The organism is Variovorax sp. H27-G14, assembly GCF_046156345.1.
In the GTDB taxonomy this organism is placed as follows: Bacteria; Pseudomonadota; Gammaproteobacteria; order Burkholderiales; family Burkholderiaceae_C; genus Variovorax.
Genome location: NZ_JAYLVN010000001.1, coordinates 699480 through 724710 on the forward strand (window position 1 = coordinate 699480; position 25231 = coordinate 724710).

The 25231-nt window shown below is 68.1% G+C and carries 21 protein-coding genes; 7 read left to right on the plus strand and 14 right to left on the minus strand.

Annotation, left to right across the window (positions count from 1 at the left end; all coding sequences use genetic code 11):
• Positions 1–134: 134 nt before the first annotated feature.
• Positions 135–1058 (plus strand): LysR family transcriptional regulator, encoded by a 924-nt coding sequence (locus VLK31_RS03290; protein WP_409166938.1) that lies wholly within the window; start codon positions 135–137, stop codon positions 1056–1058.
• 33 nt (positions 1059–1091) lie between these two features.
• Here the strand turns inward: VLK31_RS03290 and VLK31_RS03295 are convergent, their stop codons facing one another.
• The 11 genes from VLK31_RS03295 to VLK31_RS03345 form a co-directional block, all read right to left on the minus strand.
• Entirely contained in the window at positions 1092–1514 is a 423-nt protein-coding gene (locus VLK31_RS03295; protein ID WP_409166939.1) for a hypothetical protein, read from the minus strand.
• Positions 1515–1662: 148 nt separating this feature from the next.
• Positions 1663–2280 carry a LexA family protein gene (locus tag VLK31_RS03300; RefSeq protein WP_409166940.1) on the minus strand — a complete coding sequence of 206 codons (618 nt, stop codon included), beginning with the start codon at positions 2278–2280 and terminating at the stop codon, positions 1663–1665.
• A 96-nt stretch (positions 2281–2376) separates the two neighbouring features.
• The gene (locus VLK31_RS03305; protein ID WP_409166941.1) at positions 2377–2559 is read right to left on the minus strand and encodes a hypothetical protein; all 183 of its coding nucleotides are present in this window, start codon (positions 2557–2559) and stop codon (positions 2377–2379) included.
• Positions 2560–2729: 170 nt separating this feature from the next.
• Entirely contained in the window at positions 2730–4205 is a 1476-nt protein-coding gene (locus VLK31_RS03310; RefSeq protein WP_409166942.1) for an N-acyl-D-amino-acid deacylase family protein, read from the minus strand.
• On the minus strand, positions 4202–5119 hold the full coding sequence (locus VLK31_RS03315) for a MurR/RpiR family transcriptional regulator (RefSeq protein WP_409166943.1): 918 nt from the start codon (positions 5117–5119) through the stop codon (positions 4202–4204). Before VLK31_RS03315 ends, VLK31_RS03310 begins: the two co-directional genes overlap by 4 nt.
• A 10-nt stretch (positions 5120–5129) precedes the next feature.
• A complete protein-coding gene (locus VLK31_RS03320) occupies positions 5130–6455 on the minus strand; it encodes an amino acid deaminase (protein ID WP_409166944.1) in 1326 nt (441 codons plus the stop codon).
• A 2-nt stretch (positions 6456–6457) separates the two neighbouring features.
• Positions 6458–7435, minus strand: coding sequence for an ABC transporter ATP-binding protein (locus VLK31_RS03325; RefSeq protein ID WP_409166945.1), 978 nt, complete (start codon positions 7433–7435; stop codon positions 6458–6460).
• 157 nt (positions 7436–7592) lie between these two features.
• Positions 7593–8630 carry an ABC transporter ATP-binding protein gene (locus tag VLK31_RS03330; RefSeq protein ID WP_409166946.1) on the minus strand — a complete coding sequence of 346 codons (1038 nt, stop codon included), beginning with the start codon at positions 8628–8630 and terminating at the stop codon, positions 7593–7595.
• 364 nt (positions 8631–8994) lie between these two features.
• Positions 8995–9834: an ABC transporter permease gene (locus VLK31_RS03335; RefSeq protein WP_409166947.1), complete on the minus strand. Its 840-nt coding sequence runs from the start codon at positions 9832–9834 to the stop codon at positions 8995–8997.
• A 3-nt stretch (positions 9835–9837) separates the two neighbouring features.
• Complete coding sequence (locus VLK31_RS03340; RefSeq protein ID WP_409166948.1) at positions 9838–10779, minus strand: ABC transporter permease; 942 nt, start codon at positions 10777–10779, stop codon at positions 9838–9840.
• A gap of 63 nt (positions 10780–10842) precedes the next feature.
• Positions 10843–12423 (minus strand): ABC transporter substrate-binding protein, encoded by a 1581-nt coding sequence (locus VLK31_RS03345; protein ID WP_409166949.1) that lies wholly within the window; start codon positions 12421–12423, stop codon positions 10843–10845.
• A gap of 206 nt (positions 12424–12629) precedes the next feature.
• On the opposite strand from VLK31_RS03345, the gene VLK31_RS03350 reads away from it, so the two are divergent.
• On the plus strand, positions 12630–13019 hold the full coding sequence (locus tag VLK31_RS03350) for a RidA family protein (RefSeq protein WP_409166950.1): 390 nt from the start codon (positions 12630–12632) through the stop codon (positions 13017–13019).
• On the opposite strand, the gene VLK31_RS03355 is transcribed toward VLK31_RS03350, so the two are convergent.
• Positions 13016–13630, minus strand: a complete 615-nt coding sequence (locus VLK31_RS03355) for an ATP-dependent Clp protease proteolytic subunit (protein ID WP_409166951.1) — start codon at positions 13628–13630, stop codon at positions 13016–13018. The genes VLK31_RS03350 and VLK31_RS03355 overlap by 4 nt on opposite strands.
• An 81-nt stretch (positions 13631–13711) precedes the next feature.
• Between VLK31_RS03355 and VLK31_RS03360 the strand changes: the two genes are divergently transcribed.
• Complete coding sequence (locus VLK31_RS03360; RefSeq protein WP_409166952.1) at positions 13712–14494, plus strand: sigma-70 family RNA polymerase sigma factor; 783 nt, start codon at positions 13712–13714, stop codon at positions 14492–14494.
• A gap of 124 nt (positions 14495–14618) precedes the next feature.
• On the opposite strand, the gene lolD is transcribed toward VLK31_RS03360, so the two are convergent.
• Together lolD and VLK31_RS03370 are read right to left on the minus strand one after the other, a co-directional pair.
• Positions 14619–15296 (minus strand): lipoprotein-releasing ABC transporter ATP-binding protein LolD, encoded by a 678-nt coding sequence (lolD, locus tag VLK31_RS03365; protein WP_409166953.1) that lies wholly within the window; start codon positions 15294–15296, stop codon positions 14619–14621.
• On the minus strand, positions 15289–16545 hold the full coding sequence (locus VLK31_RS03370; protein WP_409166954.1) for a lipoprotein-releasing ABC transporter permease subunit: 1257 nt from the start codon (positions 16543–16545) through the stop codon (positions 15289–15291). Before VLK31_RS03370 ends, lolD begins: the two co-directional genes overlap by 8 nt.
• Before the next feature lie 166 nt (positions 16546–16711).
• Between VLK31_RS03370 and VLK31_RS03375 the strand changes: the two genes are divergently transcribed.
• From VLK31_RS03375 to VLK31_RS03390, 4 genes are all read left to right on the plus strand, one after another.
• The gene (locus VLK31_RS03375) at positions 16712–17677 is read left to right on the plus strand and encodes a hypothetical protein (protein ID WP_409166955.1); all 966 of its coding nucleotides are present in this window, start codon (positions 16712–16714) and stop codon (positions 17675–17677) included.
• Positions 17674–19401 carry a single-stranded-DNA-specific exonuclease RecJ gene (gene recJ, locus VLK31_RS03380; RefSeq protein ID WP_409166956.1) on the plus strand — a complete coding sequence of 576 codons (1728 nt, stop codon included), beginning with the start codon at positions 17674–17676 and terminating at the stop codon, positions 19399–19401. Before VLK31_RS03375 ends, recJ begins: the two co-directional genes overlap by 4 nt.
• Positions 19402–19531: 130 nt before the next feature.
• Positions 19532–20761, plus strand: coding sequence for a diguanylate cyclase domain-containing protein (locus VLK31_RS03385; protein ID WP_409166957.1), 1230 nt, complete (start codon positions 19532–19534; stop codon positions 20759–20761).
• Positions 20762–21038: 277 nt separating this feature from the next.
• On the plus strand, positions 21039–25226 hold the full coding sequence (locus VLK31_RS03390) for a WGR and DUF4132 domain-containing protein (protein WP_409166958.1): 4188 nt from the start codon (positions 21039–21041) through the stop codon (positions 25224–25226).
• The last annotated feature ends 5 nt before the right edge of the window (positions 25227–25231 follow it).

Here is a 25231-nt window from a genome sequence, read left to right on the forward strand (position 1 = left end):
AGGCCTGCTTGGACCTTGGGCGCATCTTCGGCCTGTCGATGAATTTCCAAAAGCGATTTTTTGTGATCGAATTGCATGAATAAAAGCGATCTTTCAGGCCCTGTTTCAACGTCCCAATCAGCGCCCGCACCGCAATGACCTTCAAGCAACTCGAAGCCCTGTACTGGATCGGCCGGCTCGGCGGCTTCGCGCAGGCGGCCAGCCAGCTCAACACCTCGCAGTCGGCCATTTCCAAGCGGGTGCACGAGCTGGAGTTGCTGTTCGAGACCGCGCTGTTCGACCGCAGCCAACGCACCGCGCGCCTCACCGAGAAGGGCGAAGAGATGTTCGTGCTCGCGCAGAAGCTGCTGGCGCAGCGCGACGCGGCCGTGGAGCAGTTCGGCAAGCCCGGCGTGGTGGAGCGGCGCATTCGCATCGGCGTGACCGAGCTCACCGCCATGACCTGGCTGCCTCGGCTGGTGGGGCTCATTCAGCGGCACTACCCCAAGGTGATCCTGGAGCCCGACGTGGACGACAGCCTGCAGCTGCGCGACAAGCTGCTGGCCGACGAGCTCGACCTGGTCATCGTGCCCGACACCTTCGCCGAGTCGCGCCTGCCGCACACCGTCATCGGCCAGGTGCGCAGCGCATGGATGTGCAAGCCGGGCGTGGTGCCGCAGAACGGCACCGTGCGGCTGCACGAGCTGGCACGCCACCGCATGCTGGTGCAGGGCAACAGCTCGGGCACCGGCCGCGCCTACGACGCGTGGATGAAGGAGCAAGGCGTGCAGCCGGCCAACGTGATCGTGGTGAGCAACCTGGTGGCGCTGACGGGGCTCACGGTGTCGGGGCTCGGCGTGAGCTACCTGCCGCGCGAATGCCTGGCGCCGCTGGTGGCCGCGGGCATGCTGGCGGTGGTCGACGTGACGCCCGCCCTGCCCGTGGTGCGGTACGTGGCCATGCACAAGGGCGAGCACCGCAGCGCGCTGACGTCATCCATCGTGATGCTGGCGCAGGAGTGCTGCGACTTCACGCGGATGTTTCAGGCGCAGGGGGAAGACGAGGCAGAACGGGCCTGAAGGCCTGGGGCGCCCGTGGCGCGCCTGCGCGCCTCAGAGCGAAACGAACGCAGCGCCCAGCAGCGCCACGGCCCCCACCACCGACGCCACCGCGCCCACCATGTTGCCCAGGTACACCAGCTTGCCCAGCCCGTGCGCGCCGTCGGACGACAGCCCGCGCTGCCCCGACAGGGCCGCCAGCGGCGTCGACACGCAGAAGCCGTAGGCCGAAACGGTCAATGCCACCGCAATCAGCCACATCACCCAGGCCGGCACCGCGAGCGACGACAGCACGGCCGCGGTCGCCAGCATCAGCGTGGCGCCGATGGGCAGGCTCAGGTGCGCCACGCGCCAGGAGTTGACGATGTGCGCCGCCGCACCGCGCCGGATCGCCTTGGCATAAGGCGCGCCCAGCAGCAGGCCGAACAACAGAACGATGGCGCCATGGAAGACGAGGTGACGCGCGGCAGTGTGCATGGGCAGGAAGGTACGTGGGAGGGACCCGCATCCTAGCGGCCAGTGAACTCAAGGTGACGGCGCCATGACGACCCGCGCATGCTGCGCCGGCGTCGATAGCAAATTCATCGCCCGCCAGTCAATCTATCCAGAAATAAACGCAAAGCGCCTACCGAAAGCGCTTGGTGAACTCGCGCACAACGCCAATCACCGTGGCCGACCCCAGCAGCTTGATGGGGTAGCGCGTGTTCAGCGGCTTCAGATACAGGTCGCCGCCGTCGCGAATGAGCTGCTTGAAGGTGGTTTCGTTGGCGCTGTTCAGCGCAATCACGTAGTCGCCCGGCACGGCCGCCATTTCGGGCTCGACGATGATCAGCGAGCCTTCGGGGAAGGAGTCGCCGCTCTCGCTCGCCATGCTGTCGCCGTGCACGCGCAGCGCATAGGTGTGCTGCTTGACCGGCACCGTGACGGGCACGGTCTCGAACTTGCCCTTGGGCTTGAAGTTGTCGATGACGGTGTAGTTGCCCGCCTCGACCTCCGACACCAGCGGCACTTCAGCGCGCATGTCGAAGCCCGGGCTGATGTTGGTGCCACCGGAGACCAGTTCGGCCAGCGAGACACCCAGCAGTTCGGCCACGCGGGGCTGGTTGCTTCGCTTGGGTGCGGTGCCGCCTGGCTTTTCCCATTGTTGTACGGCACCACGGCTCACTCCGATGGCGTCAGCAAACTGCTGCTCGCTCATCCCGAGACGTTTGCGACCTTCGCGAATAAGTTGATGAATGCTCACAGCCGGGAGGCTATGCCTTCGTCGAGATAGAAATTCAATCGACGATAGCGATTCTGGCTACCGAGCAATCGCACGAGAAACACGCAGGTCAGCGCCTCAGTCGCCGGCGTTCACCGTTGACACCGGATGCAGTTGCCGCAGCGCCCGCGACAACCCCAGGGCGCGTTCGCGCGCGCCAGGCTCACCTCGGGACATGGCTTCGAGCGCCTTCTCGTACTCGTCTGTGAGCTGCTTCCACAGTGCAAAGTCGGCGCCCAGGCCGTCTGATTCCTTGTCCATCGGTTGCTCCTGTCGCGTGGCATCCGCCCGATCACATTGCCGAAGTGTGACGGATTTTCTATCGTCCCGTTAGTACTTTTGGAAGCTTAATCCGCGTTCTTCGTCCAAGTGAGTAGCAACCCATACGTGAAGATGGGCTTGCGAGCGGGCACGGCCGCAAGGCACCTTGGTCAGGCACCGCGGGTCAGCATGCGGCCCGCGCGCGCCAGCACCCGGGCCTGCGCCTCGCCGCCCCGGTAGGCCAGCACGCCGTTCACGAACACCCGCTCCACGCCCTGGCTCACGCCGTGCGGCTGGTCGTAGGTGGCGGTGTCTCCGATGGTCTCGGGGTCGAACACCACCACATCGGCCATGGCACCTGCGCGCAGCAGGCCACGCTCCGCAATGTGCAGGTTGCGCGCGGTCATGCCGGTCATCTTGTGCACCGCCTGCTCCAGCGTGAACAGGCGGCGCTGGCGCCAGTAGCGCGCGAACACCCGCGGGAACGCACCCCACAGCCGTGGATGCGGGTGGCGGTCGTGCGGCAGGCCGTCGCTGCCGATCATGGTGAGCGGGTGCGCAATGACGCGCTCCACGTCTTCTTCCTGCATCTGGAAGTAGCAGGCGCCGCCGGGCTTGAGCTTCAGGCAGGCCTCTTGTTCGGTGGTGCCCCACTCGCGCGCGATGTCCGACAGCAGCCGGCCCGTCATCTCCGGGTGCGGGTCGGACCAGGTCAGCAGCACGTCGATCACGCCGTCGACCAGGTCCTCGCGCAGCACGGTGGAGCCGGCCACGTAGGGGTAGACGTCCATGGCAATCTTCTGGCGCTGCGCCAGCGCTTCTATCAGCGGCAGCGTTTCCTTGGTGCGGCCCCAATTGGCGGGGCCGGCGCACTTGTGGTGCGAAATGATGAGCGGCACACCCGCGTTGAAAGCCGAGTCGCCGGCCTCGTGCAGTGCCTCGACGATCTGCTGCATTTCACTGCGCAGGTGCGTGGCGTACACGCCGCCGTGGCGGGCCACCACGCGCGCCAGCGCCGTCACCTCTTCAGCGGGCGCGGCAAAGGCTTCTTCGTAGAACAGGCCCGAGGACATGCCGTGCGCCCCGTCGGCCATGCAGCTGTCGAGCAAGGCCTCCATGCGCGCGAGTTCTTCTGCGCTGGCCGGACGGTCGAGCGCCTGCATGGTGGCAAAGCGCAGCGTGGTGTGGCCGATGAGCGCGGCCACGTTCAGCGCGGGCTGCGCGGCATCGACCGCGGCACGGTACTCGGCCATGGTCGCGTGCTGGAACGACTCGGCGCCCAGCAGCGTGAGCGGCGGCTTCGACTGCGGCGTGCGGTACGGCGCAAGCGAAATGCCGCAGTTGCCCGTCACCACCGTGGTGATGCCCTGCGACACCTTGGGCAGGCACAGCGGGTCGCGCAGCACGATGGCGTCGTCGTGCGTGTGCGCGTCGATGAAGCCCGGCGCAATGACCTTGGCGCGGCAGTCGATCACCTCGATGTCGGCCAGCGTCAGCCCGTCGGGCAAGCGCCCGCGCAGGCCTTCGCCTAGCGCGACGATGCGGTCGCCCTGCAGCAGCACGTCGCCGGGCCACGAAGGGCCACCGGAGCCGTCGACCACCAGGCCGGCTTCGAGCAGGATGGCTTTGCTTGCGGTCGCGCTCACGGTGCGGCTCCCTTGCTGCTGTTGTTGATGCCGCCGCCGTCCCAGCTCTGCAGCGGGTGGGTGGTGGCGTCGATGCCGTGGCGCTGAAACGCCTCGCGTGCGCGCTGCAGGCGCTGCACCGCGGGCTCGCCACGGCGCTGGGCCACCAGCACGGTGAGGATCTCGATGGCGGTCAGGTGCGTCAGGTAGGCGTCGATGCCCACGTGCATCACCGCGTCGTCGGGCACGGAAAGGCCCAGCAGAAAGTCGGCCTTGGCCGCCAGCGCCGTGCCCGGCCGCGTGAGCGCGACCACCTTGGCGCCCTGCCCGCGCGCGATGTCCACCGCGTCGAGCAGCGAGGGCATGCCGCCCACGTGCGAGATGGCGATCACCACGCCGCCCGGGCGCTGCGCCGCGCCGGCCACCTGCTGCAGGTGGTAGTCGGCCCAGGCGTTGGCCGACAGGCCCAGGCGAAAGAGCCGCGCCTGCAGGTCGTTGGCCATGAACCACGAAGTGGCGCCCGCGCCGTACAGGTCCACATGCGGCGCCGCGGCGATGGCCGCCACGGCGCCTTCGAGCACCTGCATGTCGAGCTGCCCGCGCACACCCGAGACAGACGCCGCCGCGCTGCGCGCGATCTTGCTCACCACTTCGTCGGCCGCGTCCTCGATGTTCACGCGGCGGTGCAGCGGCGAACCGCCAAGCGCGAGTGCCTGCGCCAGCGCCAGCTTGAACTCGCGCAGCCCGGCAAAGCCCAGGTCGCGGCAGGTGCGCATGATGGTGGGCACCGAGCTGCGCGAGCGCTCGGCCAGCTGCTCGAAGCTTTCTTCGAGCACGCGGTCGGGGTCTTCGAGGATCAGGTCGAGAATCGCGCGCCGCGTGGCCGGGGCGCTGCTGCGGATCTGGCCGATCTTCTGAAGCAATGAAGGGGTCATCGGTGCGTGCTCAGAAATGCATGGCGACGGCGTCGCTCACGCGGTAGTCGTTCTCGACCACGGGCATCCAGTGCCATTTGTCGAAGGTGGTGCAAGGGTGCGAAATGCCCAGGCCGATGCGCTCGCCCACCTGGGGAGCCCCGGCCTCCTCGCTCGCCTCCCAGCGCAGGTAGGCGTGCTGGTCGTTCAGCGCGGTGATCTTCCAGCCGGCGGGCACCTCTTGCGGCTGCAGCGCGCCGCGCACCGCGCGCGCGATGGGCACGGGCAGCGACAGGTCGAAGGAGATGTCGCGCTTGCCCACGGCAAGAATCGCCAGGCCCGGCTCGGGGCGCGATTGCACGGTGGCCCACACCTCCATCGCCGGCACCAGGCTCTGGCCGCATTCACAGCCCAGGCGCTCGTCGACCGCGCTCACCATGCGCTTGTAGAAGCCATGGTCGTGCGTCACGTAGCAGCCCGAACGCAGCAGGCCGCGCACACGCGCACCCAGCGCGGGCTTCAGTCGCCCGGCCACCAGGTCGAAGATGGCCGAGCCGCCGGCGGACACCAGCACCTCGTCGGTCTCGAACAGCGCCTGCGTGTCGCAATGGCGGGCCACGGCTTCCACGCGGTCCATCAGCGTGTTTGCATACGCCGTGTCGGGCTCGCTGGCACCGGTGGCGCCCTGGCCTTCGTAGGTCTCGATGCCCACCAGCTTCACGGCGTCGCTGGCACGCAGCCGCGTGGCCAGCGCCACGGCCTGTTCATGCGTGCGGCAACCGGTGCGCGCGCCTTCCACGCCAATCTCGATCATCACTTCGAAGGGCACACTCGCGGGATGGCGGGTGGCCCAGTCTTCGATCAGCGCAAGCTGCGCCAGCGAGTCGACCAGGAACACGATGCGCAGACCGGCCGTGGCGCTCAGCAGCATCTGAATGCCGGCCAGGTCTTCGTCGCTCACCACCTGATTGGCGATGAGCGTGCGGCGCGCGCCCGCCGCCACGCCCACCGCCAGTTGCGTCACGGTGGCAAAGGTCAGGCCCCAGGCGCCGGCGTCCAGCTGGCGCTGGAACAGTTGCGGCGACATGGTCGTCTTGCCGTGCGGCGCCAGGTCGATGCCCCACTCGCGCACGCGCGCCTGCATCCAGGCCAGGTTGTGTTCCAGCGCCTCGCGCTTGAGCACGGCCAGCGGCAGCGGCAGGTCGCCGGCCAGCACGTTCCAGCCGGCGGCGCCCACCTCGCTGCGGCGGCGCGGCGCCTGGGTGCGCGGGTAGCCCTTGAAGCGGTCGCTGAGGATCGGGTCGGTGAAGTCGTTGATACCGGCGAAATCGGTGGTGGCGGCAGCTGTGTCGGTCATGGTCATGCGGCGATGTTGGAGAGCAGTTCTTTTCTGATGCAGGCGCTGTAGTGTCCCGCTGAAATTTCGTCGAGCGGCGGCACGGTCTGCGCACAGGCTTCGATGGCGTGCGGGCAGCGCGTGCGAAACACGCAGCCCGAAGGCGGCGAGATGGGGCTGGGAATGTCGCCCTTCAGCGCGATGCGCTCGGTCGCCACCTCGGGGTCGGGCTTCGGGCTCGCGGCCAGCAGCGCCTGCGTGTAGGGGTGCGAGGGGCGCGCGAACAGTTCGTCGGTGCTGGCCACTTCCATCACCTTGCCCAGGTACAGCACCACCACGCGGTCGCACAGGTACTCGACCACGTCCAGGTCGTGCGAGATGAACAGCATCGTCAGGCCCAGCCGCTCGCGCAGGTCGGCCAGCAGGTTGATGACCTGCGACTGAATCGACACGTCGAGCGCGGACAGCGGCTCGTCGGCCACGATGAATTCGGGCTCCACCGCGAGTGCGCGCGCCACGCCGATGCGCTGCCGCTGCCCGCCCGAGAACTCGTGCGGAAAGCGGCTCGCATGCTCGGCGCGAAGGCCCACAGTTTCGAGCAGCTCGGCAATGCGCTTGTTTCGCGCAGCCGCGCCCTTGTGCAGGCCGTGCGTGGACAGCGCCTCGCCCAGGATCGCGCTGATGCGCATCTTCGGGTTCAGGCTGGCGTACGGGTCCTGAAAAATGATCTGCAGCTTGCTGCGCAGCTTGCGCATGCGTTCGCCAGAGAGCGCGCCGATGTCTTCGCCGCGGTACAGCACCTGCCCGCTGGTGCGTTCGATCAACCGCAGCACGGTGCGCCCGATGGTGCTTTTGCCCGAGCCCGATTCGCCGACCAGGCCCAGCGTTTCTCCGGGCTGAATGACGAACGACACGTCGTCGACCGCGCGCACCGGGCGGTCGCTGCTGCCGAAGTATTTCTTGAGGGCGCGGACTTCGATGAGAGGGGCGACGGTGGTCATCGTGGGTGTGGGGTATGGGCTCCCTCCCCTTCCGGGGGAGGGTTGGGGTGGGGGCACGACGGCACTGGATGAAGCACTGCGCCGAACGAACGCCGCTTGCCCTCATCCCGGCCTTCCCCCGGAAGGGGAAGGAGCCACACGCCAGGCAGTGCGGTTCTCATGCGACCCTCACCAAAGGCTGCGCCGGCTGCACGCGAATGCAGCGGGCCTGGCGGCCCTGGCGGATGTCGATGAGCGGCGGCATCGCTTCCTTGCAAGCCGCCAGCGCCAGGTCGCAACGCGGCTCGAAGGCACAACCCGGCGGCGGTGCCAGCGGGCTCGACACCTGGCCGCGAATGGCGAACAGGCGCCTGGGCTTGGGTTGCCCCGGCAAACGCGCCTTGCCCGGCAGGCAGGCCAACAGGCCTTGCGTGTACGGATGCTCGGGCTGCGCGAACAGCGGGCGCACCGGCGCGCTCTCGACCACGCGGCCCGCGTAGAGCACCACCACATCGTCGGCATGGTGCGCAACCACGCCCAGGTTGTGGGTGATGAACAAAATGCTCATGCCGGTTTCGGCCTGCAGCCGGCGCATGAGTTCCAGAATCTGTGCCTGGATGGTGACGTCGAGCGCGGTGGTCGGTTCGTCGGCAATCAGCAGGGTCGGGTCGCAGGCCATGGCCAGCGCAATCATCACGCGCTGGCGCATGCCGCCCGACAGTTGGTGCGGGTACTCGTGAATGCGTTGCGCGGCGGCCGGAATTTCGACCAGCTCGAGCATGCGCAGTGCGTGGGCCATGGCGGCCTTGCGGTCGAGCCTTTTGTGCAGGCGCACGCTTTCGGCAATCTGTTCGCCGATGGTGAACACGGGGTTCAGGCTGGTCATCGGCTCCTGAAAAATCATGGACAGCTGGTTGCCGCGCAGCGAGCGCATCTCGCGTTCGCCGATCTGCAGCAGGTCGACTGCTTTGCCTTCGCGCGTGACGAAAGATGCAGAGCCGCTGACCTGCGCGTTCGCGGTCTTGGGCAGCAGGCGCATGAGCGTGAGGCTGGTCACCGACTTGCCCGAACCCGATTCGCCGACCAGGGCGGTGGTCTTGCCGGGTTGAATGGAAAAGCTCACGTCTGCCACCGAGCGGATCAAACCGTCTTCGGTAGGGAAGCTGGTGCTCAGGTTGTTGACCGTGAGGCGCGGCGGGCTGGAAGGGTTGTTCATCCTCGGGGCTCCGGCTCGCGTGTTGACGCGGGCTGCTTGCTGTTTGTTGCGCTGTTGTTCAGGGCGCGTGCACAGGCCACCGGGTACTCCCCTCCGCGAATGTCCCCCGGCCTGCGGGCTACCGCACCTCCTCCTTTGTTTCGCTGCGGGGAGCACCCGATGCCCTGTGCACCAGGGCACGCTCTGTGTGCTCGCCGATCAACCCTGGCTCTGAAAACGCTCACGCCGATGGGGTGCCTTGCGCAGCGAAATAAAGGAGGAGCGAAGCGGGGGACATTCGCGGAGCAAGGTACCCCGTCGGCATGAGCGCGCCCTGAAGGGCTCCCTGACCAGCGCACTGAACCAAGCACGCAGTGCAAACAAGTCATGACGTCTTCTTCAGCTTCGGGTCGAGCAAGTCACGCACACCGTCACCCAGCAACTGCAAGGACAGTGCAGTGAAGATGATCGCAAGCCCCGGGAACAACACGACCCAGAACGCCTGATGCGCGTACTGCTGACTGCCCGCCACCATCGTGCCCCAGGTCGGAATATCGGGCGGCACACCGACGCCGAGAAACGACAACCCCGCCTCCGCCAGGATCGCGTACGCAAAGATGAAAGACACCTGCACCAGGATCGGCGACATCAGGTTCGGCAAGATGTGCCGCCACAGAATGCGCGAGGTTCGCACCCCCAGCGCGCGCACGGCTTCGACGAACAACAGCTCACGCACCACCAACGTCGAAGCCCGCACCACCCGCGCGACACGCGGCGTATAGACCAGCACCAGCGCCAGCACCGTGTTCAACAACGACGGCCCCAGGATCGCCACCAGCGCGATGGCCAGCAGAATGTCGGGGAAGGACATCATCGCGTCGACCACGCGCATCAGCGGCGTGTCGAGCCGGCGGAAAAAGCCGGCCATCAGGCCCAGCACCGTGCCGGCGACGACCGACCCCAGCGCAGTAAGCGCCGCAATAGCCAGCGAATAACGCGCGCCGTGCACGATGCGCGAATACATGTCGCGGCCCAGTTCGTCCGTGCCCAGCAGGTGCTCCGCGCTCGGCGCCTTCAGGCGGTCGAGCACGGCCGTGTCGTTGGGGTCCATGGAGGCGAACAGCGGTGCGCCGATGGCCAGAATGGCGATCACCAGCAACACCAGTGCGGAAACCATCACGATGCGGCGATGCATCAGTTGGCGGAGCATTCGGGGCATGCGCATCGCTCAGACCTTCACGCGGGGATCGACCACGGCGTACAGCAGGTCGATCGAAAAATTGATGAGCACATAGATCGCGGCAATCACGAGCAACGCGCCCTGAATGACCGGGTAGTCGCGCCGCAGCACCGCACTCACCACCAGGTTGCCCACGCCCGGCAGGCCGAACACCGTCTCGGTGATGACGGCGCCACCGATCATCAACGCGACCGTGAGGCCGATCACCGTGACGATGGGCACCAGCGCATTGCGCAGCGCATGCTTGAGAACGACCTTGCTTTCGCTCAGGCCCTTGGAGCGCGCGGTGCGCACATAGTCTTCGCCGAGCACGTCGAGCATCGAGGCGCGGGTGAAGCGAATGATGAGCGCGGAATTCAACAGGCCCAGCACCGCGGCCGGCAGCACCAGCGCATGCAGCCGCTCGGCCAATGCCGCGTCGGGCGCGCCGTAACCTGACACCGGAAACCAGCCGAAGGACACCGCAAAGATCTGGATCAGCACGATGCCCAGCCAGAAGCTCGGAATGCTCGCACCCAGCATCGCAACGCCGGTGAACAGCTGGTCGACCACCCGGCCGCGAAACACCGCCGACACGATGCCGCACGGCACGCCGATGAGCGCCGCAATGGCCACGGCCATCAGCGCGAGCAAGGTGGTGGGCTCGGCCCGCTCCCACAGCGCCTGCGTCACCGGGCGTTGAAGAAAGATCGACGTGCCCAGGTTGCCCTGCAGCACTTCGCGCAGCCAGTAACCGAACTGCACGGGCAGAGGCTTGTCCAGGCCGTACTCCTTCTGCACGCGCGCGATGTCGGCGGCGGTGGCCTGGTCGCCCAGCAGCACCGAAATCGGGTCGCCCGACGCGGCGCGCGTGAGCACGAAGACGATCACCGCCACCAGGGCGAGCACGACGAGCATGCCGGCGAGGCGGGATGCGAGGTAGCGAAACATACGGCTGGCTCCGAAGCGGGCTGGCTGAAAGGCGTCGAAGAAAAAACGTCGAAGGAAAGTTGCTTACTTGATCTTCGCGTTCCAGAAGAACGGCCAGGTCGCGGGCTGGTAGTTGTCCAGCGCCGGGCTCTTGGCCGACAGGCCGTTGAACTTGCCCACGTTGATGTACGGCACCTCGTCGTAGACCACCTGCTGCACCTTGCCCCACAGCGCGCCGCGTTTGGCGGGGTCGCTCTCCAAGTTGAAGGCCTGCAGCGTGGCCTTCTTGGCGGGCGTGTCCCACCAGCCGGGTGCGCCGTCGCCCAGTTGCGGGGGCGAGAGCATGGGTTCGGGGAACTGGCCCGAATGGGTGACGTAGATGTCCCACAGCTTGGCGTCGTTGCGGCGCTGCACCAGCGTGGCCCAGTCGACCACGTTCAGGTCGACCTTGAAGCCGGCGCGCTTCAACTGCTCGGCCATCAGCAGCGCCATGTTGTAGTGAAAGTCGTACTGCCGGCTGGTGAGCACGCGAATGGGCTCGCCCTTGTAGCCGGCCTTGGCCGCGGCCTCCTTCGCCTTGGTGGCGTTGCGCTGGTTGTACAGGTCGGCGCCGGCCGTCGAGTAGAACGGCGAGCCCTTCGGAAAGTGGTTGCCCTCGGCCACGAAGAAGCGCGTGTCGCCGAAGCCGGCCGCAAGCATCTCGCCTTCGCCCAGCGCCATTTGAATCGCCTGGCGCAACGGCTGGTTGGCGGCCACGCCTTCCTTGGTGTTGAGCACCAGGTACGGGAAGCCGAACGACGGCGTCATGATCGGCACCGTCTTGCCGCCCGACTTCTCCAGGCGCGGCAAGGCCTCCACCGGCAGCAGGTCGGCAAAGTCGTACTGGCCGGCCAGCGCGCCTTCGACGCGCGTGCTGGCGTTGGGCACGGGCACGAAGCGCAGCTCTTCAATGGCCGCTTCGCGCTTGCCGCCGTAGCCGCTGGCGGGCTCCTTGCGCGCGCTGTACTTGTCGAAGCGCGTGAGCAGCACGAACTGGTCGGGGCGGCGCTCCTTGAACTTGTAGGGGCCGGTGCCCACGAAGTCTTTCAGCGGCGAGGCGATGGACTCCTTGGCCATGATGGCGGCCATGCCGCTGGGCAGCGCAAGCTGCGACAGCAGCGGCGCATAGGGCTCCTTCAGCACCACCTCGATGGCCAGCGGGCCCTTGGCCTTGAGGCTGTCGATTTCCTTGCCCACGGCCTTGCCGCGCGGCGACTGGTCCATCCAGCGCTGCAGGCTGGCGACCACGTCGTCGGCCGTGAGCTCGCGCCCGCTGTGCAGCATCACGCCCTTGCGCAGGGTGATGGCGTAGGTCTTGCCGTCAGGCGAGATCTTGGGCATGCCTTCGGCCAGCATCGGCACCACGTTCCACTTGGCGTCGAAGGTGTAGAGCGTCTCGTACACGTGCTGCATGATGGTTCCGACCAGGTCGGCGGTGGAGGCCATCGGGTCGAGCGTTTGCGGTTCGGCCACCATCGCCAGCGTGGCGAAGTTGCGCGGGCCCTGCGCATGGGCGCTCTGGTGCGGCAACGCGGCGCACAGCATCGCGAGCAAGGAAGCGCCCAGCAGGGTGCGCTTGGACAGCAAAGGCACCGAAAGGCGCTGGAGGGGGCCGACGTGGGGCATGGAGACTCCTTCTTGGGGCGGGCACTGTGTGGGATAGCGCAAAGTGAAAGAAACTTTCTTTCCGGCCCGGACTTTGAAGCACTATCCATGCCAAATCATCCGTGTTAACCCTGGTTCAGGGGTTATTCTGAAATAGATTTTCATATCAGAGGGATACTGGCGCCTCGCCCCGTCATCCCTTTTTCACCCCCCTCAGGAGTCCTCCCATGCCCCTCGAATACCTCGGCGCCCCGCCCCTTGCCTCCGACCGCCAGGTGCGCCCCTTCTCCCCGGCCGTGCGCGCCGGCGACTTCGTCTACGTGTCGGGCCAGGTGCCCGTGAACAAGGAAGGCGAGATCGTGGTGGGCGGCATCGAGGCGCAGACGCGCCAAGTCATGGAAAACCTGAAGACCGTGCTCGCGCTGGCCGGCGCCACGCTGGACGACGTGTGCAAGAGCACGGTGTGGCTGCAGGACGCGCGCGACTTCGGCGCCTTCAACCGCATCTACATGGGCTACTTCGGCGAGAACAAGCCGGCGCGCTCGACCACCGAGGCGCGCCTGATGGTGGACGCCAAGATAGAGATCGACGTCGTCGCCTACAAACCGAAAGCCTAAGCCAGCAGCTCGGTCTTGCGCTGGATGATGCGCGAGACCAGGCCGTATTCCACGGCCTCCTGCGCCGACAGCCAGCGGTCGCGCTCGATGTCGGCCAGCACCACCTCCAGCGGCTTGCCGGTTTCGCGCGCGATCTCGTGCGCGATGCGCAGGCGGGCCTTGATGATTTCCTGCGCCTGAATTGCGATGTCGGTCGCCTGCCCGCCCGCGCCGCCGCTGGGCTGGTGGATCAAAAAGCGCGTGTTGGGCAGGCACACGCGGCGCTCGCGCGGCGCCGCCAGAAACAGGTGCGTGGCCGCGCTGCCCACCCAGCCGGTGCCGATCATGTTCACCGGCGCGCTGATGAAGCGCACGATGTCGTGAATGGCATCGCCCGACTCCAGGTGCCCGCCCGGCGAGCTCACGAGGATGTCGATGGGCTTGTCGGCACTGTCGGCGTCCAGCGCGATGAGCCGGCGCGTGACGTCGGCGGCCACCGCGTCGGTGATGCTGCCGAAGATGAGCAGCGTGCGCGACTTGAACGCCTTTTCTTCCAGGTACGAGTTGCGCGGCTCGCCGGTGGCGGCCGGCTTGGTGTCGTCGTCGGATTCCATCGAGAACATGGGATGCATGAAGAGAGCTCCAGTGGTTGAACTGACTTGACGAACAAGCCCACAGTTTCGTGACATTGCGCGCCGTGGCAAGCTGCGGCGATGCTCGACGAACACTATCTCTCGCAATTTCCGGTGCTGCGTGAGCGGCTGGTGCGCGCGGCGGCGCGCCTGCTGGGCGGCAGGGCGCAGGCTGAAGACGTGGTGCAGGACACCTACCTGCGCGCGCTGGAAGCCGGCGACATGCCCGCGCCCGATTCCACGCAGGCGTGGCTCACCACGGTGATGCAGAACCTGGCGGTCGACCGGCTGCGGCGCGATGGCTGGATGCAGCGGTGGGTGCGCGATGCAGCGGAAGACGCCATTGAAACGGGGTCGTGCTCCGCCGAAGACGAAGCGGCGCTGGCCGAATCCACGCAGAACGCACTGCGGCTGCTGGCGACACGGCTGTCACCCGCGGATGGCGCGGCCGTGCTGTTGCGCGAAGTGTTCGAAGTCAGCTTCAAGGAGCTGGCTGAAGCGAGCGGCAAGACGGAAGCGGCGTGCCGGCAGCAACTGCACCGCGCGTTGCTGCGTTTGCGTCAGGACACGGGCAATGACGATCGCGTTTCGGACACGGTCTTCCACGTGTACCGGCAGGCACTGAGCGACTGCAATGCACGCACGCTGTTCGCGATGCTGCGGCAGCCGCCGACGCGCGCGGCGGCGGTGTCGGCTTCTGCCATGGCCCCCGGCTCAGGGGCGCCGCGCGTGGTCTGCCAGGTGATGCAGATCGGCGGACGGCTCGGGCTGGTGCTGACGCTGGGCGAAAAGGTGCTCTGCGTGCTGCCGCTGGATGCGTCGCCAATGCACGAAGAACAGGAAACGGCCCTGTCGGCGTATTAGCTCCTTCCCCCTCTGGGGGAAGGTTGGGATGGGGGCACGCGCGGCCTTCAAGGCTGCATGGCGTTGTAGGCCGCGCGCCCCCACCCCGGCCCTCCCCCTGGAGGGGAGGGAGAAAGACCCAACCTCAGCCGGCCAATCGGCCTGCCACCAACTGCAGCACCCGGTCACACCGCTTCGCCAGGTCCTGGTCATGCGTGACCATCACAAACGCCGTGCCATGGCGCTTGGCCAGGTCGAGCATCAGCGCGAACACGTTGTCCGCGGTGCCGCGGTCCAGGTTGCCTGTGGGCTCGTCGGCCAGCACGCAGGCCGGTTGGGTGACCAGCGCGCGCGCAATCGCCACGCGCTGGCGCTCGCCGCCCGACAGCTCGGCCGGTCGGTGGTGCAGCCGCTCACCCAGCCCCACGCTCTGCAGAATCTTCGACGCCGACTGCGCGGCCGTCGCGGGGTCCATGCGCCGGATCTTCAGCGGCATGGCCACGTTGTCGAGCGCGCTGAACTCGGGCAGCAAATGATGGAACTGATAGACGAAGCCCAGGTGCTGGTTGCGCAAGCGCCCCTGCTCCGCCGCGTCGGCATGCGCAATGTCCTTGCCCAGCAGCTCGACCTTGCCCGCCGTGGGCGCGTCGAGCCCGCCCATCAGGTGCAGCAGCGTGCTCTTGCCAGAGCCGGATGAGCCGACGATGGCCAGCGTTTCGCCGGCATGCACGTCAAGGTCCACACCGTGCAGCACGGTCAGGTCGAGCCGGCCTTCGTGGAACCTCTTGGTCAGTCCACGGGCTTTCAGAACGACTTCACTCATAGCGCAGGGCCTCGGCCGGGTTCACTCGGCTGGCGCGCCAGCTCGGGTACAGCGTGGCCACGAAGGACAACACCAAAGAAATGATGGCAATAGGCAAGATGTCGCTCTGCTGCGGATCGCTCGGCATCTTGCTGATCAGGTAGATGTCCTTCGGCAAGAAGCTCGCATGGAACAGCTGCTCCAGGAAGGGCACGATCACGTCGATGTTGTAGGCAATGCCCAGCCCCAGCAGCAGCCCGGCCAGCGTGCCGATGACGCCCACCATCGCGCCCTGCACCACGAAGATGCCCATGATGCTGCGCGGCGAGCTGCCCAGCGTGCGCAGGATGGCGATGTCGGCGCGCTTGTCCGTCACCGTCATCACCAGCGTGGACACCAGGTTGAACGCGGCCACGGCCACGATCAGCGTGAGGATGATGAACATCATGCGTTTCTCGACCTGCACGGCCGCAAACCAGGTCTTGTTCTGCCGCGTCCAGTCGCGAATGAGGAACTCGCCCGGCAGGCTCACGGCCAGCTGGTCGGCCACCTCGCGCGCCTGGTTCAGGTCTTTCAGCTTCAGGCGGATGCCAGTGGGCCCTTCGAGGCGAAACACCTTGGCCGCGTCCTGCTCGTGCACCATGGCCAGGGCCGAGTCGTACTCGTAGTGGCCCGAATCAAATGTGCCGACCACGGTGAACTGCTTCAGCCGCGGCACCACGCCCGCCGGCGTGACCTGACCGCCCGGGGCCACCAGCGTGACCTGGTCGCCCGGCTGCACGAACAGCGAGCGCGCCAGCTCGACGCCCAGCACGATGCCGAACTCGCCCGGCACCAGCTTGTCGAAGGTGCCCTTGGACGCAATGCCGTTGATGTCGGTCACCTCGGGTTCGAGCTTGGGCTCGATGCCGCGCACGATGGTGCCCTTCATGTCCTCGCCGCGCGCAATGAGCGCCTGCGTGCTGATGAAGGGCGCCGCGCCGATCACCTCGGGGTTCTTGCGCGCCGCGGCCATGATCTCCTCGAGGCTTTGCAGCGCCTGCCCGTCGCGCGAGAAAATTTCGATGTGCGACACCACGCCCAGCATGCGGTCGCGCACCTCTTTCTGGAAGCCGTTCATCACGCTGAGCACAATGATCAGCGCCGCCACGCCCAGCGCGATGCCAAGCATCGAGACACCGGAGATGAAGGAGATGAAGCCGTTGCGCCGCGTCGCCCGCCCTGCGCGCGTGTAGCGCCAGCCGAGCTGCAGTTCATAGGGGAGTCGCATCAAATTTCCTGCCGAGCCGCCTCAAGGGAAATTTGCCCACCCTCGGGGGGCAGCGAATACACGAAGTGAGGAGCAAGGGGGTAGGTCATACGTCGGAATTGTGGCATCCCGTGCGCCGCCGGGACTTCCCCCGGGGCTTCCCCTGGGGCTTCCCGGACAATAGGGGATGGCCGAAACCTCCCCACGTCACTTGTTGATCCCTTTCGCCGGCCGCGGTTCCCCGGCATGCCGCGCGGCGCTGCCCACCCTGCGGCTCCCAAACCTCGAAACCCTGCTGCTGCGCCTGACCCTCGCGGACACCGACACGCAGGACGAAAGCACCCGCTCTCCCCCGCACGAACGCGCACTGGCCCGCGCGCTGGGCCTGCCCACCACCGACGGCTGCATTCCGTGGGCCGCCCTCGAAGCGCGCCAGCTCGGCATTGCCGCGGCGCAAGATGCCGAAGGCTGGGGCGTGGTCACGCTGTGCAACTGGCAGGTGGGCATCGACGACGTGGCGCTGGGCGACCCGTCGGCCATCGAGATCGACGCGGCCGAGTCGGCCGCGCTGCTGGCCGTGGCCCGCCCCTTCTTCGAGGAAGACGGCATTGCGCTGCACGCCTCGCCCGTGCCCGGCCGCTGGCTGGCGCGCGCGCGCATCTTCGACGGGCTGGCCACCGCCTCCATCGACCGCGCGGTGGGCTACCCCATTTCGCAGTGGTCGCCGCTGGCCGATGCCGCCCGGCCGCTGCGCCGGCTGCAGAACGAAATGCAGATGCTGCTGTACACAGAGCGCGTGAACGACGACCGCGCCGCACGCGGCGTGCCGCCCATCAACTCGTTCTGGCTCAGCGGCACCGGCGCTTTGAAAGAAGCCCCGCAGGCCACCGGCCCCGTGCCCGAAGTGAGCGACGCGCTGCGCGTGGCCTCCCTGCGCGACGACGGCACCGGCTGGGCGCAGGCCTGGCAGGCGCTGGACGCCGGGGCTGTCGCCTCGCTGCTGGCCGACTACACGCGCGGTGCCGACGTGGCGCTCACGCTAAGCGGCGACCGCTCAGCGCAGCGCTACACCGTGCAGCCGCGCGGCCTGGCCCGCTGGGCCAAAAGCCTGTTCGACCGCAAGCGCGCGTCTGCCGTGCTGGAGTCGCTGTGAAAATCATCGCCCGCGAGATTCCGCCACGCACCGTGTGGGCCCTGGAACAGGCCGGCGTGCACCCGCTGCTGGCGCGCCTTTTTGCCGCGCGCGGTGTGCGCGCCAAGGAAGAACTCGACGACGGCCTGGCCCGCCTGCTGCCGCCCGACACCCTGCTGGGCACGCAGGCCGCGGCCGTGCTGCTGGCCGACGCCATGGCACAAGACAAGCGCCTGTGCATCGTGGCCGACTACGACTGCGACGGCGCCACCGCCTGCGCGGTCGGCGTGCGCGGCCTGCGCCTGCTGGGTGCAAAGAACGTGAGCTACCTCGTGCCCGACCGCGTGGTCGACGGCTACGGCCTCACGCCGCCCATTGCCGAGCGCGTGGCCGACAGCGGCGCCGACATGCTCATCACCGTGGACAACGGCATTGCCAGCGTCGACGGCGTGGCCGCCGCCAAGGCGCGCGGCCTGCAGGTGCTGGTGACCGACCACCACCTGCCCGGCCCCGAGCTGCCCCGCGCCGACGTGATGGTCAACCCCAACCAGCCCGGCTGTGCGTTCGAGAGCAAGAGCATTGCCGGCGTCGGCGTGATGTTCTATGTGCTGCTGGCGCTGCGCTCCGAGCTGCGCAAGCGCGGCGTGTTCGACACGGCCACGCAGCCCAAGCTCGACGCCCTGCTGCCGCTGGTGGCGCTGGGCACGGTGGCCGACGTGGTGAAGCTGGACGCCAACAACCGCCGGCTGGTGGCGCAGGGCCTGCGCCGCATTCGCGCCGGCTTCATGCCCGCGGGCGTGGCGGCACTTTTCAAGGCGGCGGGGCGCACCGCGGCGGTGGCCACCACCTTCGACTTCGGCTTTGCATTGGGCCCGCGCATCAACGCGGCCGGCCGGCTGGCCGACATGACGCTGGGCATCGAATGCCTGCTGACCGACGACGCGGGCCGCGCCGAAGAACTGGCGCGCATGCTCGACGGCATCAACCGCGAGCGGCGCGACATCGAGGGTGGCATGCGCGACCAGGCGCTGCTGCTGGCAGAGTCGCTGTTCGCCACCGACGACAGTGGTGACGGCATCGCAGCCCCGCCGGCCGCCATCAGCGTGTTCGACGCCAACTTTCACGAAGGCGTGGTGGGCATCGTGGCCTCGCGCATCAAGGACCGCTTTCACCGGCCCACCTTCGTCTTTGCCGCCAGCGGCGCACCGGGCAAGGAGCAGGAGCTCAAGGGCTCGGGCCGCTCGATTCCGGGCTTTCACCTGCGCGATGCGCTCGACCTGGTGGCCAAGCGCCACCCGGGCGTGCTGCTGCGCTTTGGCGGCCATGCCATGGCGGCCGGCTGCACCGTGGCGCGCGAGCACTTCGAGACCTTCGAGAAGGGCTTTGCGCAGGTCGCCGGCGAATGGCTGGCGGCCTCCGCGCTCACCCGGCAGATAGAAACCGACGGGCCCATCGCACGCGAGTACATGCGCATCGACCTGGTCGACACGCTGCACAAGGAGGTGTGGGGCCAGGGCTTTGCGCCGCCCACCTTCAGCGAAGAGGTGGAGGTGGTGTCGCAGCGGCTGGTGGGCGAAAAGCACCTGGCGCTCAAGCTCAAGCACCAGGGCCAGCCGATCGACGCCATCTGGTTCAGCCACACCGATCCCCTGCCGCCAAAGGTGAAGCTGGCGTTCCGCCTCGACGCCGACGAATGGCAGGGCGTGCGCCGCCTGCGCTTTCTGGTCGAAGGCGCGGAGTTCTGACAGCGCCCTCGTCTTCAGTTCAGTCGCCCTTTTCGTGGGCGCCAACCAACGGTTTCTGAGACGCAGCGCATAGAGCCAAGCAGCTTCGGCGATACGATCAGTTACCGCGCCTTTCAAAGGCGCCTTTGCCTTGAATCACACGGATGCCGACCCCACCCCGCCCTCGTTCCCTTGCCACCCCGGGCCGTCGCCCATGATCGACGCCGTGAGTTATGGGTTGCTGGCCGGCCTGATGGTGTGCGGCCTGGTGCTGCTGCTGGTGTTCGGCACGCTCATTCATGGCTGGTACGTGCTGGCCTGCGGCTTCGCGTTGCTGGCCTTTGCCGGGTTGAACAGCCTGGCTCCCACCAGTTTGCTGGCCCACTGGCCGGCCGCCGCGCTGGTGCTGTGGGCCCTGTGCCGCCTGCAGTTCGCACGACAGTTGCTGCGAATCAGGCATTTCGCGCCGCGCCTGGACCGGGCCGCGCTCGGCTTGCTGGTGGCGCTGGGCCTCACCGTGCTCTACGCCATGGTCGAGACCCGGCTCGCGTGGACGCTGCGCGCGGTGCAGGCCATGGTGGTGGCCTCCACCGTGCTGCTGGCGGTGGGCGCGCTGCTGGCGTGGCGCCGGTTGCCCGTGACGGTGGCGCTGTTCTGCGCGGGTGCGCTGCTGTTGCTGACCGGCATTTCGGTCACGCACCTGTCGATCTGGGCCGAGCAGCCGTTGGCGCCGGGCAGCCTCAACCTTGCGCAGGCCGCCGTGATTGCCGAGCTGGCTTTGCTCGCGCTGGCCGTGGCCGCGCGCATCCGCCAGGTGCTGCGCGCCGAGAAGGCGCTCGAACAACGCACGCAGGCACTGATGGGCGCCATGGGCACAGACGTGCTCACCGGCGCCACCAGCCGCGCGGGCCTGGAAAGCCGCGGCGCCGAATGGCTGCGCGAAGGCCGGCCCTTCTCTCTGATGATGGTCGACCTGAACGGCTTCAAGCGCGTGAACGAACGCCACGGCCGCGCGGGCGGCGACGCCGTACTGGCCGCCATTGCGCTGCGCCTGCGCCAGCAGGTGCGTGCCGACGACATGGTGGCGCGGCTGGGCGACGACGAGTTCGCGATTCTGCTGGCCGGCAACCCCGCGCGGCAGAAGCTCGCGGAAATGGCGATCCGCATCGAGACCGCGGGTGCCACGCCCGTGGCCTACGAAGGCCGCCTGCTCGCGGGCGGCGAACTCAGCATGGGCATTGCGTGCCACCCGGCCGACGGCGACACGCTGGCGCGCCTGATCGATTCGGCCGAGCGCGCGCTGCGCCATTGCAAGCGCCAGCGCATGGGGCCTTCCTACGCATTCGCGGGCGAGCAACCGGCCGGCACCGCGCAAGGCTGACGGACAGCGCCGCGCGATTCTCACGCGGCGTCGTACCTTCTTCTTACCTCGCATCACGCGAGTGACAGTGCATGATTCAGGCATGAGATTGCATGCCTTTTCACTGCCTGTTTTTTCAGCACATCGGAGCCGCACGCCTCCGCCTGGCTGACCGCGCGCGGCCTGCATGGCCCCGCGCATTCATCTCTCTCTTGCATCCATTGCCTCGCGCATTGCCCTGCACATCGCATGCGGGGCGCGCCATCCATTCACAGAGTCACAAGGAGGACGTTTTTCCATGCGCCGTTTTGAACTGATCGAAGGAACCGCCAGCAAATTCTGGGAAGTGGAGCAGTCGGACACCGACCTCAACATCCGCTGGGGCCGCATCGGCACCGCGGGCCAGAGCCAGACCAAGTCGTTCGCCGATGCCGCCAAGGCCACCACCGCGATGACCAAGCTGGCGGCCGAGAAGTCCGGCAAGGGCTACAGCGAAGTGGGCGTGGCAGAAGGTGCCGCCATCGGCAAGACGGAGGCCAAGCCGAAGGCCGAGGCCACCGCCGAGAAGACGCCAACCCCTTCCACCGCGGCCGCCGCTGCCACCGATTCCACGCCGAAGGCCACCGCAGCCAGCAGTGCCACGGCGCACGTCGCCACCACCAGCGAAGCGCCCGCCGAAAGCATCGACAGCCAGGCCGACCGCGTCTTCGAAGCCGTGCGCGCGCTGATCGAAGCCGGCACCCTCACCGCCAAGGACACCCTCACCGCCGGCGGCCTCAAGCGCCAGCACGGCGTGAGCGAGCAAGGTGCGGCGCTGGCCTTCAAGCAGCTGAAGGCCACGGGCCTGATCGACGGCTGGGGCGCCAGTTGCACGCCGGCAAAAAACGCGCAAGCCCTCGCCAAGGAACTCGCGAAAGAGATCGGCACTTCGGCCCCGGTGTCGGCCCCCTCCGAGCCCCACGCGCCCGCCAGCGCCGACACCCCGCCCTGGCTTGCAGCCGGCACGCCCGTGCGCCTGTCCGGCGACATGCTGCGTGAAGCCTTCCCCTCGCGCCGCTTTCCGCCCAAGCCCTTCACCGAGCCGGTGAGCGTGGGCGCGGCCTGGCTGCCGGTGCGCCGCAAGCTCGACCTGAACATCGACCTGACCGCCACCGACGCGGCACTGCGCGACGCCAGCCAGCGCATGATCGACCGCGCCACACAGCCCCTGCCAGAGCCCGACGCCGAGGCCGACACCGTGCTGCTGGCACTCGCGCTGAGCACCGGCAACCACCACAGCAACACCGACTTCAGCGCCGTGCTGGTGACCTACCTGGTGGCGCAATACGGACTGCCCGGCACCGTCGACCTGCTGCTGGCCGCGCAGCACATCCAGATGCAGTCGAGCTACGACCGCGCGGCAAGCAAGCACCGCTACAGCTTCAGCACCACCGTGACCGGCCCGGTGGGCAGCACGTATTACGGCCCGATGGGCGAAGGCGAAAAGGCGGTGCGCGCGCACCTGTCGCTGGCCACGCCCGAGGTCTGGCAAGACTGCCGCGACCGCATCGAGGCCGGCCTGCCCGCGGTGCACGCCAGCCGCCAGCCCACGCTGGCGTTGCTGCTGCCCGATGCGCCCGAGCTCTCCAACGCGCTGGTGCATGCGCTGGCCGCCACCAAGAGCGCACCCGAAACGACGCACTGGCTGCAACTGACCGCCACCGACCCCGACGCCATCGCGCTGGCCGCCAAGGTGCGGCTGAGCTACTCCTCCGGCTTCTGGGGCAGCGGCCCCATGACCAGCACCGTGGTGCAGGAGCGCGGCGTCGATGCGGTGAGCGTGCTGGAGCGCGGCGCGGCCACCGACGACGCAGGCGACGCGCTCGCCTGCATCGGCACGCCCGAGGCGGTGCAGGCGCTGGCCCGCGCGGCGAGCAGTTCGAAGGGTGCGCTGGCGCGGCTGGCGCTGGCCGTCGACCGCTGGCCGATGGCGGCCATTCCGGCGCTGTCGCGGCTGGTGGCGGCCGGCGGCAAGGACGCCAACCTCGTCACGCCCAGCCTCACGCGCCTGCTGCGCGCGCACGGCGACGCGCTGCCCGCGCTGCGGCCGTGGCTCGATGCCGGCGCGCAGGCGGTGATCGACCGGCAACTCGCGCTGCTGGCCGGCCCCGCCGAAGTGGCCGACGCCAGCGAACTGCCCGGCGTGCTGGCCGCCCCGCCCTGGCTGGCCAAGGTGCAGAAGAAGGCGACGGCGGCGCTGGTGCTGGAGCCGCTCGCGCTGGCCCCGGTGGAGCAATGGCCCGAAGGCGAACGCGAGAAGGCGATGCGCCTGAACTCGTGGGAGATCAGCCGGCACGCCGACGCACGCAAAGACGTCGGCAAGCTGCTCGACGAACTGGGCTTCGACACCGACAAGAAACCCCTGGTGCCTTTTGCCAAGTCGGCCGCCGCCGCCGTTGCCGCCGGCAACGCCGATGCGCTGATTGCCGAGTGGCGCGCCATGGTGGCCGAGCGCAAGAAGGAGCGCTACTACTGGTTCACCTTCCGTGGCAGCTACAGCGCGCTGCTGCCGGCCGCCGTGGGCGTGCCGTTCTGGAATGCCGTGGCCGCCGAGGCCGAGAGCGACGACATCGGCCTGGTGCTGGCCACCCACGGCCTGGCCGTGCTGCCCGGCCTGGCGGCCATGGTGCGCTCCAAGCCGACCGAGAACCTGAAGCACGCGCTGAACTTCGGCGCAAGCGAACTGGCGCTGCCCGCCGCGCGCGCCTTCGCCAAGCTCAAGACGCTGCGCGTCGAAGGCCGCGAATGGCTGCTGAAGTACCCCGAGCACACCGCCTGCGGCCTCGTTGCGCCCGCGCTGGGCAAGGCCGGCGAGGCACGCGACTGCGCGGGCGCCGCGTTGCGCCTGCTGCTGGCCAACGGCCATGAGGCGCTGCTGCTCGACGTGGCCGGCCGCTACGGCAAGCCCGAAGTGGTCGACGCGCTGCGCGCGGTGCTCGACGAGAGTCCGCTCGACCGCTTCCCCACCAAGCGCGCCAAGCTGCCCGAGTTCTGGCAGCCGCGCGGCTGGCGCCGGCCCACGCTGAAGAACGGCAAGGCCCTGCCCGACGACGCGCTGGAGCACCTCGGCCAGATGCTGACCTTTCCGACCAACGAGGAAATCTACGGCGGCATCGCCGTGGCGAAAGACACCTGCGACGCCGACTCGCTGGCCGAGTTCGCATGGGACGCCTTCACCGCATGGCTGGAGGCCGGCGGCCCCAGCAAAGAGGGCTGGGCGCTCACCGCGCTGGGCTTCTTCGGCAACGACGACACCGCGCGCAAGCTCACGCCCTTCATCCGTGCCTGGCCCGGCGAGTCGGCCCATGCGCGCGCCGTGACCGGGCTGGACGTGCTGGCCGCCATCGGCAGCGACGTGGCGCTCATGCTGCTCAACGGCATTGCGCAGAAGGTCAAGTTCAAGGGCCTGCAGGACAAGGCGCGCGAGAAGATCGGCGCCATTGCCGAGGCGCGCGGCCTGAGCACCGAAGAGCTCGAAGATCGGCTCGCGCCCGACCTGGGCCTGGACGAGCAAGGCACCATGCGGCTGGACTTTGGCCCGCGCGCGTTCAAGGTGGGCTTCGACGAAACGCTCAAGCCCTATGTGCGCGAAACGGTGGACGGTGTGGACGGCGCGCGCCTGCCCGACCTGCCCAAGCCCAAGAAGACCGACGACGCCGAGCTCAGCAAGGAAGCGGTCGAGCGCTTCAAGCTGCTGAAGAAAGACGCGCGCACCATCGCCAGCCAGCAACTGCTGCGCCTGGAAGTGGCCATGTGCGCGCGCCGGCGCTGGACGCCCGAGGTGTTTCGCATGTTCCTGGCCGACCATCCGCTGGTGCGCCACATCGTGCAGCGGCTGATCTGGGGCGTGTACGAGGTGCAAGGCGAAACCAGCTACGGCGGCACGCTGAAGGCCTGCTTCCGCGTGGCCGAGGACGGCAGCTGCACCACGGCAGAAGACGATGCGTTCGACTTGCCCGAGGGCGCGAACATTCGCATTGGCGTGCCGCATGCGCTGGAGCTGCCGGCCGCCGATGCCGCCGCCTTCGGCCAGGTGTTTGCCGACTACGAGCTGCTGCAGCCCTTCGCGCAGATCGGGCGCGACGTCTACACGCTGACCGACGAAGAAATGAAGAGCCTGAAGCTGGAGCGCTGGAAGGACGTGAAGGTGCCCACCGGCCGCGTGCTGGGCCTGGCCAACAAGGGCTGGCGCCGCGGGCAGGCGCAGGACGGCGGTTGCATCTGGTACTTCAGCAAGCCGCTGGGCACCGAGCGCGTGATCGAGCTGAGCCTGGACCCCGGCATCATCGTCGGCATGGTCGACGAGTACCCCGAGCAGACGCTGGGCCAGGTGCAGGTCGGCAAGCCCTCGGGCTGGGGCGACATGCAGGACGCAGAAACCCTGAACAAGCTCGATGCGATTTCCGCCAGCGAACTGATACGCGACATGGAAGGCCTGCGGGCCTGATCGAC

Coding starts and splice junctions, on each gene's coding strand:
- VLK31_RS03290 (WP_409166938.1), top strand. CDS start 135: ATGACCTTCAAGCAACTCGAAGCCCTGTACTGGATCGGCCGGCTCGGC.
- VLK31_RS03295 (WP_409166939.1), bottom strand. CDS start 1,514: ATGCACACTGCCGCGCGTCACCTCGTCTTCCATGGCGCCATCGTTCTG.
- VLK31_RS03305 (WP_409166941.1), bottom strand. CDS start 2,559: ATGGACAAGGAATCAGACGGCCTGGGCGCCGACTTTGCACTGTGGAAG.
- VLK31_RS03315 (WP_409166943.1), bottom strand. CDS start 5,119: ATGACCCCTTCATTGCTTCAGAAGATCGGCCAGATCCGCAGCAGCGCC.
- VLK31_RS03320 (WP_409166944.1), bottom strand. CDS start 6,455: ATGACCGACACAGCTGCCGCCACCACCGATTTCGCCGGTATCAACGAC.
- VLK31_RS03325 (WP_409166945.1), bottom strand. CDS start 7,435: ATGACCACCGTCGCCCCTCTCATCGAAGTCCGCGCCCTCAAGAAATAC.
- VLK31_RS03330 (WP_409166946.1), bottom strand. CDS start 8,630: ATGAACAACCCTTCCAGCCCGCCGCGCCTCACGGTCAACAACCTGAGC.
- VLK31_RS03335 (WP_409166947.1), bottom strand. CDS start 9,834: ATGCGCATGCCCCGAATGCTCCGCCAACTGATGCATCGCCGCATCGTG.
- VLK31_RS03340 (WP_409166948.1), bottom strand. CDS start 10,779: ATGTTTCGCTACCTCGCATCCCGCCTCGCCGGCATGCTCGTCGTGCTC.
- VLK31_RS03345 (WP_409166949.1), bottom strand. CDS start 12,423: ATGCCCCACGTCGGCCCCCTCCAGCGCCTTTCGGTGCCTTTGCTGTCC.
- VLK31_RS03350 (WP_409166950.1), top strand. CDS start 12,630: ATGCCCCTCGAATACCTCGGCGCCCCGCCCCTTGCCTCCGACCGCCAG.
- VLK31_RS03355 (WP_409166951.1), bottom strand. CDS start 13,630: ATGCATCCCATGTTCTCGATGGAATCCGACGACGACACCAAGCCGGCC.
- VLK31_RS03360 (WP_409166952.1), top strand. CDS start 13,712: ATGCTCGACGAACACTATCTCTCGCAATTTCCGGTGCTGCGTGAGCGG.
- lolD (WP_409166953.1), bottom strand. CDS start 15,296: ATGAGTGAAGTCGTTCTGAAAGCCCGTGGACTGACCAAGAGGTTCCAC.
- VLK31_RS03370 (WP_409166954.1), bottom strand. CDS start 16,545: ATGCGACTCCCCTATGAACTGCAGCTCGGCTGGCGCTACACGCGCGCA.
- VLK31_RS03375 (WP_409166955.1), top strand. CDS start 16,712: ATGGCCGAAACCTCCCCACGTCACTTGTTGATCCCTTTCGCCGGCCGC.
- VLK31_RS03390 (WP_409166958.1), top strand. CDS start 21,039: ATGCGCCGTTTTGAACTGATCGAAGGAACCGCCAGCAAATTCTGGGAA.